We start from the raw sequence: 14,206 nt of genomic DNA on the forward strand, positions 1-14,206 counted from the left end.
GCAGGGCACCCGCTTGAGGGCGCTGTTCCCGGAGGTGACGCCCGTCCCGCTTCGGGAGGGGGTCGCCGCGACGGTGGACTGGTTCCACTCAGCGGTCGTGACCAGGGCTTCGAGCTGAGCGGTTGGCGACGCAGACCCCACCCCCTCGTACGGTGCTCAGCGACAGCTGTGCACCGGGGTGTACCGCGGTGCAGGTCCCTGTCTCCCGTCGAAAGATCACGGAGAGATGCGAGGGAGCATGACGAACAGAATGCCTCCGCAGATCACAACCATGACCCTCGGCAGGACGTCGTACAGGAGGACCGGGCCGCCACGGGTGAGCAAGGGGTTGTCCTGCGACTCCAAACGGCGCCTGGCCCAGAAGAACAAGGCATCTCCGGACCACCCGATCACCGCCGCCACGACGAGCCGAAGCAGATTCTCCCGAAGCAAGTCGCCTGTGAGGCCACCCCCGCGAACGGCCAGGACGCTTGCCATGGTGCCGGCAACTCCGACGGCGAGGCATGCATTCCAGACCCAGAGAAGGAGTTCGCGCTTCATCTGCCAGTACGTGGCCCGCGTGATTCGCTGTCGGTTGCGGAGCAAGTCTTGCGCTGAGGGCTGCGGCACCTGCCCGATGAAGTTGTTGATCTGTTGCCCCGCGACCTGAACAGGCCCGTTGATGGTGCTGTCGCACACACTGTTGGACTCACGCCGATCGTTCAACACGCCTACCTCTAGAACGAGTTGTACTGTACGCCCGATCCCAGCACGGGTCCGGTGATCGTGTTGTTGACCAGGGAGACGGTGGCCGTGCCGCCTTCAGGCTCTGCCTCTGGCTCTTCGCGCACGGAAGCGAGCAGCTCCGCGACAGCCACAGGATCGGCATCGATCATGCTCCGCACGTAGCCCCCCAACTCACGTGCGAGCGCGCGCTGCGCCCTCGCGTCCCCATTCACGACCGCGTCCGCGAGGTCATTGCGGAGGCGGTCGAAGCTCTCAATGCCGGGCAACTGCCCAGATAGCCGCCCACGCCCGAGCAGTCCCGCAAGCCTCGGGCGCACGACGCGCTCGTACGCGTCCGTCGCCAGCAGCCCGCCCAACGTCGTCACGCCACTGTCCACCAGACGAGCAACTTCAGCGTCCACGTATCCCCCTGATTCTCACCGAGTACCGAGCGTACGGAGCCATGCGCATGCTGTCAGGGATTCTCAGACTTCAGCTCCTCCCACCGCCCCCGTCTTGGTCAGTCCGACCTCCGGCATCGACTCCGCCACCCAGGGCCGTACCTTCGTATCGCCGCGGACAACCTGGCGCAGGAACACCGGACCTGCGTCATCTTGAAGTGGCTGGTCAGGGGTCTGGCATGACGGTGTGCGGGGGTGCTCGTGCTGGTCGGGTCGGACAGCGTCAGCCAGTTCCTTGGCATGGGGGCAAGGGCCAGCCGGAGTCGGATGGAGGCGATGACCAAGCAGAACACGCTGATCCCGTGGTTGCAGTTCTGGTTGCATTCACCGGCGTGCGGCACCGTTCAGAAGCACTACTTACCCCAGCTGCACCGCAGGTCAGAACGTTCCCGCACACCCCCGAACCCCCAGACGAACATTTGGAAAGCGTGTTGGGGGCAACCCCTCACGAGTTCGAATCTCGTATCCTCCGCAGTCGCCTGACCAGGCGAAGCGAAGCGCCGGACCGCTGCTAGCGGTCCGGCGCTTCGGCATGCCGTGGTTGCATTTTGGGTTGCGTTTATATCGCCTCAATCGGAACATTTCAGCACATCTGCGTGCGACACCGGATGCGAGATGCCGCCCTCCAGGGAGGAACCCCCCTGTTCCGCACCCGCGACCTCGGCGAAGTCGGCATGCTTGAGTTCAGCACCGGAGCGGCTTCGGTGCTGTTCCCGCCTGCTCTGACGAGGTGCGCCATGAAGTCCCGATCAACGCTGGCGGCCTGGCTGGGCAGCCTCGACGCTCCGCGCCTGGCGTGCCTACTGGCCAGGCGGCAGGATGCGGCCTCATCTCCGGAGCCGCGCACGGTGGGGGAGTTGGCGGACCGCCTCCAGCGGCCGGGGTCGGTGGCTCTTACCCTGCCGCGGCTTACGCTGCCGTCCCTGCAGGTGGCCGAGGCGCTCGCGGCACTGGGAGGAACGGCGTCGCGCGATGCCCCGGCGAGGCTGCTGGGAGCGACGGACGGCGAAGTCGCTCGCGCGCTGGATTCCATCCTGGAGGAGCTGGCCGATCACGCATTGGTCTGGCCGGACGGCGCCGGGGCGCTCCGCATGGCCTCATCCCTGCGGCAGGCGTGGGACGCACCCCTGGGGCTGGACCACCCCCTGGAGAAGCTGCTGACAGGCGCGACCTCCGAGGAGCTGCGCGCCATGCTGGCGGCCCTCGGCATCAAGCCGCCGGGCACCAAGCAGCAGCGACTGGCGGCCCTGGTGGAACACCACAGCGACCCGGGAGCCGTCGCCGAAGTGGTGGCACGGGCGCCCTCGATCACACGGAAGCTGCTCGCCCGCCGAGCGGACTCCGCCACAGGGCAGCGGCAGTTCATCATGTTCGGGTCACCTGGCCCCGACCTCGAACCCGGCGCGCGATGGGCACTCGACCGGGGACTCCTGATCGTGGACCGTCACCGGTACGGCCCCGCACGCATGCCCGTCGAAGTCGCGCTGGCGCTGCGCGGGCCGAACTGGCACGCCCCGTTCGATCCCGTTCCGCCTTCCGCACAGGTGGTGTCCGTGGGCTCCGCCGAGGTGGAGCGGGAGGCCGCAGCCGCGGCCACGGCGCTCGCCGCCCAGGCCGCCTCCGTCCTCTCGGCCTGTTCCGCGTCTCCGCCGGCCAGGCTCAAGTCCGGGGGGATCGGCGCACGTGAACTGGCCCGGATCGGCAAGGCCGCCCAAGCCGACGACGCCGTAGTGCGCATCACCCTGGAGACCGCGTACGCCGCCGGACTGCTGGGTCGGGACGGCGACCGCGTGGCACCCACCGGGGCATACGACGCCTGGGCGGAGCAGGAGCCCGCCGAACGGCTCGCCGTACTGCTCCAGGCATGGCACAACCTGGCACTCACGCCCACCCAGGCGCGTGACGAGGACAACAAGGCGCTCCCCGCCCTCGCGGGAGCACCTCCCTGTGGCGGCTGTCTGCAGGCCCGGCACGGGCTGCTCCACGCGGCGGCACAGCTTCCGGCGGGGCGCGGCGTGGCCATCGCCTCGGCCCTGGGGCCGCTGGTTGCCTGGTACCGGCCGCTCGCCGACTCGTCGCCCCAGGACGGGACTCTGTTCGCCACCCTGATCCGCGAGGCCGAGCTGCTCGGCGTACTCGCTCGCGGCGCACTGTCTCCCCTCGGTACCGCCCTGCTTGAAGGGGACGTGGCAGGACCGGCCGCCGCGTGCCGACGGCTGCTGCCCGCCGCTACCCGAACAGCACGGATCGGCGCCGACCTCACCGCTGTCGCCACCGGCACGCCATCGGCGGCACTCGCCGTGCTGCTGGATTCCGTCGCCGACCGCGAGACCAGCGGCACGGCCTCGGTGTGGCGGTTCAGTACCGGCAGCGTCCGCCGGGCCCTCGATGCGGGGCACTCGCCGGACGGCCTCACAGCCGACCTGGCCGCCATCGCCGCCGGGCCGCTGCCCCAGCCCCTGTCCTATCTCATCGCCGACACCGCCCGCGGTCACGGCCGCGTGCGCATCGCCCCCGCCGCCTGTGTGATCCACGGTGAGGAGCCGGCGCTCCTCGCCGAGCTCGCCGCCCACCGCAAGCTCGCCAAACTCGGCCTGCGGCAGCTCGCCCCCACGGTGCTGGTCAGCCGCAGCCCGCTCGACGCGACCCTCGCCGCGCTCCGCGCCGAGGGCTACGCCCCCGTCGCCGAAGCCGCCGACGGAACCGTACGCATCGAGAAGACCCGACCGCAGAGGGCCGCCGCCCCCGTACCGACCCCGCGAAGGGCCGGCGCGAGCGCCGATCGCCGCAACGCGATCCGCCACACCGCGACGACACCGGCCACCGTCGACCCGGACGCCCTGGCCGCCCGTCTGCTCACTGCCCCATCGACCTCCCCGGACCCCGACCCGTTCGGCAGCGGGGTCCCCTTTGGCACCGACACCGAGGAGATCGTCGCCGGGTACGCGAAGCGGCTGTCCTACACCGATGTCCGCCAGCTCGCCCATGCCGTCGACACCGGAACGCCCATCGCCGTCGAATACGTCGCCACCTCCGGCAACCGCACGGTACGTACCCTCAGCCGCCTCGAACTCGACCCGCCCTACCTCGAAGCCTGGTGCCACCTGCGAGAAGACGAGCGCGTCTTCACTCTCTCCCGCATCCACAGCGTCATGCCCTCGTAGGACGAGATCACCCGCCACCGATACACGGGGTGAGATATACTTGCCTCCACAGTTGATATCAGGAGGTGCACATGAGCCGGACCGTCATCGACCTGGACGACGAATTGGTCGCCGATGTGGCGAAAGCCCTGGGGACGAGCACCAAGAAGGAAACGGTCAACACAGCGCTGCGCGAAGTGCTGGAGAACCGGCGCCGCGCGCTGGCCCTCACCCGACTCCGGGCCGCCGCCGATCAGGGTGCCTTCGACCTGGAGCTGTTCGAGGACAAGAGGAACTACCGGCGGTGAACGCGGCGCAGTTCCTGATCGACACCAGCGCCCTCGCACGCTTCCTGCGGGGAGACGCGGAACAGTACGGCTGGGACCAGGCGGCAGCCGCCGGACTCATCGCCACCTGCCCCATCACGGAGCTGGAATTCTTCTACAGCGCCCGGTCTGCCACCGACCGGGCGCGCGGCATCGAGGACATCCGGCTGATCTTCGGCTGGGTCCCTGTCGATGACCGCGCCTACGACCGTGCCTGGCAGGTTCAGGAGGCCCTCACCAAGCAGGGCAAGCACCGCAGTGCAGGCGCGGTGGATCTCGTGGTGGCTGCAACAGCGGAGCTGCAGGGCCTCACTCTCCTGCACCGCGACCATGACTTCGAATGCATCGCCGCTGTGACCGGGCAGCCCCTCCAGTGGTACGGCCCAGAGGGCGGCAAGTAGGGCCTGTGGTTGCAGTTCTAGTTGCATTCGCCTCCGTCCGGGGGCGTTCGGACCGAGGCCACGAAAGCACTCCGACGCAGGTCAGAACGGGTACGGGCCCAGCCGGACGGGCGTACGAACATTTGGAAAGCGTGTTGGGGGCAACCCCTCACGAGTTCGAATCTCGTATCCTCCGCACTCGCCCGCAAGGGCAGACGAAGGCCCCGACCGGGAAACCGGCCGGGGCCTTCTGCGTTGCGTGGGGGCTGGGGGGACTGTGGTGCGTTCAGCGGATGTGGAGGTTGGCCAGGTAGGAGTGGACGTTGCGGCGGGTCTCGGGCACGCTGTCGCCGGCGAACTTCTCCGCGACGGCGTCCGCGAGGACGAGGGCGGTCATCGCCTCGGCGACGATCCCGGCGGCCGGGACCGCGCACACGTCGGAGCGCTGGTGGTGTGCCTGAGCCACCTCTCCCGTGCTGACGTCGACCGTCGCCAGGGCGCGTGGCACCGTCGCGATCGGCTTCATCGCGGCCCGTACGCGCAGAATCTCACCGGTGGACATGCCGCCCTCGGTGCCGCCTGAGCGGCCGGACGAACGCCTGATGCCCTCCTCGGTCGGCACGATCTCGTCGTGTGCCTGCGAGCCGGGCACGCGGGCGAGCTCGAAGCCGTCGCCGACCTCGACGCCCTTGATGGCCTGGATGCTCATGAGTGCGGCCGCGAGCCGGGCATCGAGGCGGCGGTCCCAGTGGACGTGCGAGCCAAGGCCGACCGGCACACCGTAGGCCAGGACCTCCACCACGCCGCCCAGTGTGTCGCCGTCCCTGTGCGCCTGGTCGATCTCCGCGACCATCGCCTTCGACGCGTCCGCGTCCAGGCAGCGCACCGGGTCCTCGTCCAGCCTCGCCTCGTCGGCGGGGGTGGGGCGGACGCCGTAAGGGGCCTTGGCGGCGCCGAGCTCGACGACATGCGAGACGATCTCGATGCCGGTCGTCTCCTTGAGGTACGAGCGCGCCACCGCACCCAGCGCCACGCGGGCCGCCGTCTCACGGGCGCTCGCCCGCTCAAGGACCGGACGGGCCTCGTCCAGGGCGTACTTCTGCATTCCCGCCAGGTCGGCGTGACCGGGGCGGGGCCGGGTCAGCGGCGCGTTACGGGCCACCTTCGCGAGCTCGGCCGGGTCCACCGGGTCGGCCGCCATGACCTGTTCCCACTTCGGCCACTCGGTGTTGCCGACCATGATGGCGACAGGCGAACCCATCGTGCGGCCGTGCCGCACGCCGCCCAGGAACGTGACCTCGTCCCGCTCGAACTTCATCCGCGCGCCGCGCCCGTGGCCCAGCCGCCGCCGGGCCAGCTGGTCCGCCACCATCGCCGTGGTGACCGGCACACCGGCCACCAGGCCCTCCAGCGTCGCCACCAGGGCGGGCCCGTGCGACTCCCCCGCCGTCAGCCAGCGCAGCCTGCTCAATTTTCTGCTCCCTCGGTGGAGTTGGTGAAGTCGCGTTTTCCGTGCAGCCAGGCGACTCTGTCGTGCAGCTCTTCCGCCGTCAGCGCCGCCAGCATCGTGTCGCGTGCCGCGGCCGCCTCGCCCGCCGGGTGCAGGAGCCGCGTGCCCAGCTCGCGTGCCACCAGCTGGGTCCTGGCCGTGCGGGCCCGCCGCACGGCGTTGTATTTTTCGAGGCGCTGGGCCACGTCCCGCCCGTCGCAGTCGAGCAGTTCACCGAGTGCGGCGGCGTCCTCCAGGGTCATGGACACGCCTTGGACCGCGTACGGGAGCATCGGGTGCGCGGCGTTGCCGAGCAGCGCGACCCGGCCGTCGGTCCAGCCCGCGACGGGGTCGCGGTCGTTGAGAACCCACGTGCGCCACTCCTGGCCCAGCTCCAGCAGTCTTCGTACGGAGTCGGCCGACTCGGGGAACTGGGCCAGGACATGGGACTTCTCCAGCGGCAGTCCGACCAGGGCCTCCTGCGTGCCGTGGTCCCGGGTGGCGCCCAGGTTCAGATACCGGGTGCCGTCGGCCGCCCGGTGGATGAAGTGGACCATGTGCCGGTCGGCGCCCACCCAGGCCGTAACGCTGCCGGGCGACAGATCGGGCGGAAGGCGATCCTCCGCGATGTCCGCGAGGGGGACGACCGAGTGGTAGATGGTGTGGCCGGACGCCTGGGGGCCGCCGTCGCCGACGAGTTGGCGTCGTACGGCTGACCGGATGCCGTCGGCGGCGATCAGTGCGGAGCCCGTGAAGCGCCGCCCCGTGTCGGTGACCGCGGTGACACGATCCGGAGTCTGGTCGTACCAGGTGACCGACTGGCCGGGAACCAGCTTGATCCCGTCGGCCGCGCGGCAGGCGTCAAGCAGTACGGAGTGCAGCTCGCCGCGGTGCAGGACCGCGTACCCGTTCCCGAAACGCTCCCGGTAGCGGCCGGTCAGGGGCATCCCGGCGATCCGCTCACCTGTCGTGGCGTTCATGAGACGCAGCTCGTCGACGAAGACGGACCGTTCGCGCACCGCGCGGTCCACTCCGATCTGTTCGAGCGCGTGGAAGGCGTTGGGTGACAATTGCGTGCCCGCGCCGGGTTCTGCGATTTCGTCCCGGCGCTCCAGCACGGTCACCCGATGCCCCCTGGCGGCGACACTCAGCGCCGTCGCCAGGCCGCCGATGCCCGCGCCGACGACCAGAATCCGGCCGGCGCTCACGTGAGGACCTCCTTGGGGAAGAGCCGGGTCAACTCGGTGTGGAATCCGGGGAATGTCTTGCCCACGCACGCCGGATCGTCGAGGTCGAGGCCCGGGGCCCGCAGCCCCAGCACCGAGAACGCCATCGCGATCCGGTGGTCCCGGTGGCAGGCGATCCGCGCCGGCCGGACCGGCCCAGGGTGCACCGTCATCCAGTCCCGGCCCGTCCGGGTCGCCACCCCGCACGCGGCCAGGTTTCCTGCGACAGCGGCGATACGGTCCGACTCCTTCAGCCGTGCGTGCCCGATACCCCGGATAGTGATCGGCGCGTCGGCGAGCGGCGCGATCGCGGCCAGCGTCATGAACGTGTCCGAGATCGTGCCCATGTCGACGTCGAAGCCGCCGCGAAGGAGGCCCGTTCCGGTGACCGTCGTGAAGTCCGCGCCGATCTCCACCCGCGCGCCCGCCCTGCGGAGCGTCTCGACGAAGCCGAGGTCTCCCTGGAGGCTGTCGCGGCCGAGCCCCGGCACGGTGACCGTGCGTCCGGTGACGGCCGCTGCCGCGAAGAAGTACGAGGCCGTGGAGGCGTCCGGCTCGATCGCAAGGTCGGTGGCCGTGTAGCCGCCAACCGCGATCGTGATGACGCCGGGCGCCTGTTCGTCGGCGCGCGCCCCGAAGCGGCGCATCAGCGCGATGGTCATGTCGATGTACGGCCGGCTGACCAGGTCTCGTACGGTCACGGTCAGCGGTTCGGCCAGCAGGGGCGCCGTCATCAGCAGGCCGCTGAGGAACTGGCTGCTCAGGCCGCCGTCCACAACCAGTTCACCGCCGCGCAGGCCGTCGGCGTCCACCCGCAGCGGCAGCCCGCCGACCCCTTCGGCGCTCACCTTCGCCCCGAGGTCCGTCAGCGCGTCGGCCAGCGGGCGCAGTGGGCGGGCCCGCAGTTGCGCCGAGCCGTCGAAGACGTACGTGCCCCGGCCCGTCGCTACGAAGGGGGGCAGGAAACGGGCCGCCGTCCCGGCGTCGGCGCACCAGACGCGCGCTCCGGCCGTCGGGCCGCGGCCGGCTCCGGTGATGTCCCATGAGGAGGCGGACTGCGTCACCCGTACGCCCAGAGCCTTCAGCGCGTCCCGGAAAGCCACCGTGTCGTCGCTGACCAGCGGGGCCCGGAGCCTGCTGGTGCCCGGCGCCGCCGCGGCCAGCAGCAGGGCCCGGTTCGTGATGCTCTTGGAGCCCGGGATCCGGGCCGTGAGCGGGGCGCTCATCGGGCGTACCCCCGCTCTGCCGCGGCCACACTCGCCCGTACCGCCGCCGCCACCCGCTGTCCGGTCAGGCCGTACTGCTCGTACAGCGTGCAAAAGGGCGCGGACGCGCCGAACCGGTCCAGGCCGACGGCCTCTCCGGCATCGCCGGTCAGCGCGTGCCAGCCCACTGTGGAGCCCGCCTCCACCGAGACCCTGGCGCGCACCCTCGGTGGCAGCACGGCGTCGCGGTACTCCTGGCTCTGCTCGGCGAACCACTCCAGGCAGGGCAGCGAAACGACGCGGGTCGGCGTCCCGTCCTGCTCCAGGATGCGGCGGGCCTCCAGCGCGATGTGGACCTCGCTGCCGGTGGCCAGCACGATCGCTTGCGGCTCGCCGCCCGACGCCTCCGCGAGCACGTAGCCGCCGCGGGTGACGGCGTCGGGGCCCGGGTCGGGGCCCGGGTCGGGGAGCACGGGGACGTTCTGCCGGGTCAGACAGAGCCCGGCGGGCCGGTCGCCCCGGGCCAGGATCGCCTGCCAGGCGCGGGCGGTCTCGTTGGCGTCGGCGGGACGGACCACATCGAGGCCGGGGATGGCGCGCAGCGACCACAGGTGCTCGATGGGCTGGTGGGTCGGCCCGTCCTCGCCGAGGCCGATCGAGTCGTGCGTCCAGACGAAGGTGACGGGCAGCTTCATCATCGCGGCCAGCCGCACGGCGGGCCGCATGTAGTCGGAGAAGACGAGGAAGGTGCCGCCGTAGGGGCGGGTGCCGCCGTGCAGCGCGATGCCGTTGAGCACCGCGCCCATGCCGTGCTCGCGAATGCCGAAGTGGAGTGTGCGGCCGTAGCGGTGGCCGGGGAACGCGCCGGTGGCGAACTCCTCGGGCACGAAGGACGGTTCGCCCTTCATCGTCGTGTTGTTGGACTCCGCGAGGTCGGCCGAGCCGCCCCACAGTTCGGGCAGTACGCCGGCCAGCGCGGACAGCACCTCGCCTGACGCCTTGCGGGTCGCCATCTCGCCGCCCGCAGGGAAGCCGGGCACCGCGGCCGTCCACCCCTCGGGCAGTCGGCGTGCGTCGATCCGGTCGAAGAGCGCGGCCTGCTCGGGCAGTTCGCCGCGCCAGTCCTGGTACCGCTTGTCCCACTCCTCGTGCGCCGCCCGGCCGCGCTCGGCGACCAGTCGCGCGTGCGCGAGCACCTCGGCGGGTACCTGGAAGGAGGCGTCCAGGTCGAGCCCCATCGCCGCCTTGGCGGCCGCCGCCTCTCGCGCGCCCAGCGCGGAGCCGTGGATCTTTCCGGTGTTCTGCTGGGTGGGGGCCGGCCAGCCGATGATGGTGCGCAGCGCCACGATCGACGGACGGCCCGTCTCCGCACGGGCGGCGCTCAGCGCGGCGTGCAGCGCCGGCACGTCCTCCTCGTACGCGCCGCTCCGGGTCCAGTCAACGCGCTGCACGTGCCAGCCGTACGCCGCGTACCGTGCGAGGACGTCCTCGGAGACGGCGATGGACGTGTCGTCCTCGATCGAGATCCGGTTGTCGTCGTACAGCACGACGAGGTTGCCCAGACGCTGGTGGCCCGCGAGGGAGCTGACCTCGTGGCTGATGCCCTCCTCCAGGTCGCCGTCGGACGCGAACACCCAGACGGTGTGGTCGAAGACGGACGTGCCCGGCGCGGCATCCGGGTCGAACAGCCCGCGCTCGCGGCGGGCGGCCATCGCCATGCCGACGGCGTTGCCGAGCCCTTGGCCGAGCGGTCCGGTGGTGGTCTCGACGCCCGGGGTGTGCCCGTACTCGGGGTGGGCCGGTGTGAGACTGCCCCCGGTGCGCAGCGCCTTGAGGTCGTCGAGCTCCAGACCGTAGCCCGAGAGGTAGAGCTGGGTGTAGAGGGTCAGGCCGGCGTGACCGCAGGACAGCACGAAGCGGTCACGCCCTGCCCAGCGGGGGTCCGCGGGATCGTGCCGCAGGAGGCGCTGGAAGAGCAGGTACGCCGCGGGGGCCAGGCTCATGGCGGTGCCGGGGTGGCCGTGGCCCGCGCGCTCCACCGCGTCGACCGCGAGGGCGCGTGCGACGTCCACGGAGCGCCGGTCGAGATCGGTCCACTCGAAGGCGGTGGTGCTGGGGCTCGGCTGGCTGTCCACCGGACGGTCAGGGCTCCTTCGTACGAGAGATGCGAGGGTGGGAGGGTCGTGCGGCCCGCTCATGCAGGCGCCTTCAGCGCTTGTACGAGCCGCTGCGCGGTGTCGTCCGCCGAGTCGGTGTCGGCGTCGACATGCAGCCGGGCGAGCCGCCGGTACACCGGACCGCGCACCCGGAAGACCTCCCTGAGCCGGCTCTCCACGTCCCCGGCCAGCAGGGGCCTGCCCTCGGCGCTTGGGATCCTTGCCAGCGCCGTGTGGAGCGCCACTTGGAGGTGGACGACTCGGTGGCCGGCGAGGCGACGCTGGGTCGCCGGGTCGAGGACGGCGCCGCCGCCCAGCGCGAGCACCCCGTCGTGCTCGTCGAGCGCGGCCCGTACCGCCTCCCGCTCCAGCTCTCTGAACCGGGCCTCGCCGTGGTGCCGTACGAAGTCGGGCACGGGCATGTCGCAGGCGGCCGCGATGTCGTGGTCGGTGTCCCTGAAGGCCACCCCCAGGTGCTGCGCGAGCAACGCGCCGACGGTGGTCTTGCCGGAGCCCGGGACGCCGATCAGGACGGCTGCCGCTCGCACGAGCGCACCACCCCGGTCAGCAGATCGCCGACGATCCGTACGCCGCCCTCGGTGAGCACCGACTCGGCGTGGAACTGCATCGACGCGAAACCGCGGCCGCGCAGCGCGTGCACCTCGCCGGTCCGCGCGTCCCGGCTGACCTCGACGACTCCCAGGTCCGGGTGACCGAACTTGTCCTCCTGGCTGCGGGCGGCGAACGTGTTGTAGAAGCCGACCCGCTCGCGCGCGCCGAACAGGTCGATCTCCTTCGCCACGCCCTGGTTGGGCACGTCCCGGCGGGCCACTTCGAGGCCGAGCAGCGTGGACAGGACCTGATGGCTCAGACACACGGCGAGGAAGGGCCGCTCTTCGGCGAGGAGCTGGGAGACCGCCGAGCGCAGATGCGCGATCTTGGCGTGGCCGGTGTCGCGGGGGTCACCGGGTCCCGGGCCCATGACGACCAGGTCGTGGTCGTCGAAGTCGTACCGCTCGTCGAAGCGGCAAACCGTGACCCTCAGCCCCATGGCGGCCAGTTGGTGGCCGATCATCGAGGTGAAGGTGTCCTCGGCGTCGACGATCAGGACGCTGCGCCCGGCGAGTTCGGCGACGGTGTCGGACCGCTCACCGGTCTCCCGCAGCCAGAAGCCGGCGATGCTGTCGTTGCGCCGCTCCAGCGCCTCGCGGACCTGGGCGTGCGCGGCGAACCGGTTCGTGCCCCCCGCCTCCAGCGCGGACAGCAGCCCGGCCGCCTTCGCCCGGGTCTCGGCGACCTCGCTCGCCGGGTCGGAGTGACGGACGAGGGTCGCGCCGACGCCGATGCGTAGCTGGCCGGCGTCGCTGATGTCGGTGGTCCGGATGAGGATGGCGGAGTCCATGGTGCGGCCGCCGTTCTCGTCCCGGCCGATGAGGGCCATGACGCCGCTGTAGTAGCCGCGGCCGTTCGGCTCGTACCGGTTGATCACCTTGCAGGCGCTCTCCAGCGGGCTGCCTGTGACGGTGGGCGCGAACATCGTCTCGCGCAGGATGTCCCGTACGTCATGCGTTGTCTCGCCCTCGATGAAGTACTCGGTGTGGGCGAGACGGGCCATCTCCTTGAGGTACGGGCCGACGACGCGCCCGCCCTTCTCGCAGATCCGGGCCATCATCTTGAGCTCTTCGTCCACGACCATGTAGAGCTCGTCGGCCTCCTTGCGGTCGGCGAGGAAGGCCATCACGCCCGGCAGATCGGGTCCGGCGGCCGGGTAGCGGTAGGTGCCGCTGATCGGGTTCATCACAGCGGTGCCGCCGTGCAGGCTGACGTGGCGCTCGGGGCTGGCGCCGACGAAGGTGCGGCCGCCCGCGCGGACCAGGAAGGTCCAGTACGCGCCCGACTCCCGCTCCAGCAGGCGGCGGAAGAACGACAGGGCGCTGCGGGGTGTGTAGTCGGTGATGTCCGCGACGAACGAGCGCTTGATGACGAAGTTCGCGCCTTCGCCGTTGCCGATCTCGCGCTCGATGACGTCCCGCACGATGGCGGCGTAGCGGTCGTCGTCCATGTCGAAGTGACCGCCGGACAGGGTGATCGGCTCGTCGGGCAGCCGCCGCAGGGCGTCGGCGAGCGGCAGGGCGCACTGCTCGGCGACGCTCATGGTGATCAGCGGTTCGCCGTCGTCGGCGCTGACGAAGCCCCGCTCGGAGATCTGGCGGTACGGGATCACGGCGAGGACTTCGTGGCGTGCGGCGGCGCCTTCGGCGGCCGCGTCGGCAACGGGAATGTCAGCGAGCGCGTCCACCGTGGAGACCTCGCCGAGCAGGACCTCGAGCACGTCCTGGCCGGCGGTCTCGGGCCGGTACAGCAGGGCGTACGCCGCTGACGGCGATGCGAGCACCCGGCCCAGCAGGTCCTCGGTCATCGGCCGGCCCCGCTCGCCGGGTTCGCCGGGTTCGCCGGGTTCGCCGGCGTCAGGTCGCTCAGCAGCGACTTGGCGGTGGTCACCACCGCGCAGCGCTGTGCCGCGTAGTCGAGCGCCAAGCGGTGGTACTGCTCCGAGAAGTCGGCGACCGCGTCCGCGACCAGGAACGGCTGTATGTCGTTGGTGAAGGCCTCGACCGCCGACATCAGGACACCCACGTGGGCGTACACACCGCAGACGATCAGCTGGTCACGCCCGTGGAAACGCATCCGTTCCAGCAGGTCCGACTTGAAGAAGGCGCTGTAGCGCCACTTGGTGAACACCTAGTCGGCGGGCCCGGGTTCGAGCTCGTCGACCACCTTGCGGTCCTGTGCCGAAACCTTCATGCCCGGGCCCCAGAAGTCCTTGAGCAGACCGCGTTCCTCGTCGGTCATGCCGCCGGGCTGCGCGGTGTAGGCGATCGGGATGCCGAGTGCGGCGCACCGCTCGCGCAGCAGCGCGGCGTTGCGCACCAGCTCGCTGCCGGGGGACTGGTCCTGCGGGAACGGCCGCAGGAAGTAGCGCTGCATGTCGTGGACGAGGAGCACCGCCCTGTCCGGGTCGGCCGTCCACCGCGCGGTGTTGGCCGGAAGGTCGCCCTCGGAAGGCATCGGATACGGGTCGATGGGCGGAATTCCCCCCATGGTGCTGTCCTTT

Annotated in this window: 11 protein-coding genes and 1 pseudogene; 3 read left to right on the forward strand and 9 right to left on the reverse strand. The window is 71.0% G+C overall.

What is annotated here, in order from left to right; genetic code table 11:
* Positions 1-216: 216 nt before the first annotated feature.
* Both J7E89_RS15880 and J7E89_RS15885 read right to left on the reverse strand, forming a co-directional pair.
* The gene (locus J7E89_RS15880; RefSeq protein ID WP_214974065.1) at positions 217-705 is read right to left on the reverse strand and encodes a hypothetical protein; all 489 of its coding nucleotides are present in this window, start codon (positions 703-705) and stop codon (positions 217-219) included.
* An 11-nt stretch (positions 706-716) separates the two neighbouring features.
* Positions 717-1,127: a hypothetical protein gene (locus J7E89_RS15885; protein ID WP_214974067.1), complete on the reverse strand. Its 411-nt coding sequence runs from the start codon at positions 1,125-1,127 to the stop codon at positions 717-719.
* A gap of 776 nt (positions 1,128-1,903) precedes the next feature.
* Here J7E89_RS15885 and J7E89_RS15890 point away from each other — a divergent pair.
* From J7E89_RS15890 to J7E89_RS15900, 3 genes are all read left to right on the forward strand, one after another.
* On the forward strand, positions 1,904-4,330 hold the full coding sequence (locus J7E89_RS15890; protein ID WP_214974070.1) for a helicase-associated domain-containing protein: 2,427 nt from the start codon (positions 1,904-1,906) through the stop codon (positions 4,328-4,330).
* Positions 4,331-4,401: 71 nt separating this feature from the next.
* Entirely contained in the window at positions 4,402-4,617 is a 216-nt protein-coding gene (locus J7E89_RS15895; protein ID WP_100202944.1) for a type II toxin-antitoxin system VapB family antitoxin, read from the forward strand.
* Positions 4,614-5,036, forward strand: coding sequence for a PIN domain nuclease (locus tag J7E89_RS15900; RefSeq protein WP_214974072.1), 423 nt, complete (start codon positions 4,614-4,616; stop codon positions 5,034-5,036). The genes J7E89_RS15895 and J7E89_RS15900 overlap by 4 nt, the downstream gene beginning before the upstream one ends.
* A gap of 265 nt (positions 5,037-5,301) precedes the next feature.
* Here J7E89_RS15900 and aroC read toward each other — a convergent pair whose 3' ends face one another.
* From aroC to J7E89_RS15935, 7 genes and pseudogenes are all read right to left on the reverse strand, one after another.
* Positions 5,302-6,486 (reverse strand): chorismate synthase, encoded by a 1,185-nt coding sequence (gene aroC / locus J7E89_RS15905; protein WP_214974074.1) that lies wholly within the window; start codon positions 6,484-6,486, stop codon positions 5,302-5,304.
* Entirely contained in the window at positions 6,483-7,757 is a 1,275-nt protein-coding gene (locus J7E89_RS15910) for an FAD-dependent oxidoreductase (RefSeq protein WP_374196828.1), read from the reverse strand. Before J7E89_RS15910 ends, aroC begins: the two co-directional genes overlap by 4 nt.
* Positions 7,709-8,956, reverse strand: a complete 1,248-nt coding sequence (aroA, locus tag J7E89_RS15915) for a 3-phosphoshikimate 1-carboxyvinyltransferase (RefSeq protein ID WP_214974077.1) — start codon at positions 8,954-8,956, stop codon at positions 7,709-7,711. The genes J7E89_RS15910 and aroA overlap by 49 nt, the downstream gene beginning before the upstream one ends.
* Positions 8,953-11,133, reverse strand: a complete 2,181-nt coding sequence (gene tkt, locus J7E89_RS15920) for a transketolase (protein WP_214974078.1) — start codon at positions 11,131-11,133, stop codon at positions 8,953-8,955. The genes aroA and tkt overlap by 4 nt, the downstream gene beginning before the upstream one ends.
* Positions 11,130-11,639: a shikimate kinase gene (locus J7E89_RS15925; protein ID WP_214974079.1), complete on the reverse strand. Its 510-nt coding sequence runs from the start codon at positions 11,637-11,639 to the stop codon at positions 11,130-11,132. The genes tkt and J7E89_RS15925 overlap by 4 nt, the downstream gene beginning before the upstream one ends.
* Complete coding sequence (locus tag J7E89_RS15930) at positions 11,618-13,510, reverse strand: anthranilate synthase family protein (protein WP_214974080.1); 1,893 nt, start codon at positions 13,508-13,510, stop codon at positions 11,618-11,620. Before J7E89_RS15930 ends, J7E89_RS15925 begins: the two co-directional genes overlap by 22 nt.
* Positions 13,507-14,193, reverse strand: a pseudogene (locus J7E89_RS15935) (isochorismatase family protein). The gene J7E89_RS15930 and the pseudogene J7E89_RS15935 overlap by 4 nt, the downstream one beginning before the upstream one ends.
* Between the last annotated feature and the right edge of the window lie 13 nt (positions 14,194-14,206).

Origin of the sequence: Streptomyces sp. ISL-100, from assembly GCF_018614615.1 — a bacterium.
Taxonomy (GTDB): Bacteria; Actinomycetota; Actinomycetes; order Streptomycetales; family Streptomycetaceae; genus Streptomyces.

Coding starts and splice junctions, on each gene's coding strand:
- tkt (WP_214974078.1), bottom strand. CDS start 11,133: ATGAGCGGGCCGCACGACCCTCCCACCCTCGCATCTCTCGTACGAAGG.
- J7E89_RS15890 (WP_214974070.1), top strand. CDS start 1,904: ATGAAGTCCCGATCAACGCTGGCGGCCTGGCTGGGCAGCCTCGACGCT.
- aroA (WP_214974077.1), bottom strand. CDS start 8,956: ATGAGCGCCCCGCTCACGGCCCGGATCCCGGGCTCCAAGAGCATCACG.
- J7E89_RS15895 (WP_100202944.1), top strand. CDS start 4,402: ATGAGCCGGACCGTCATCGACCTGGACGACGAATTGGTCGCCGATGTG.
- J7E89_RS15930 (WP_214974080.1), bottom strand. CDS start 13,510: ATGACCGAGGACCTGCTGGGCCGGGTGCTCGCATCGCCGTCAGCGGCG.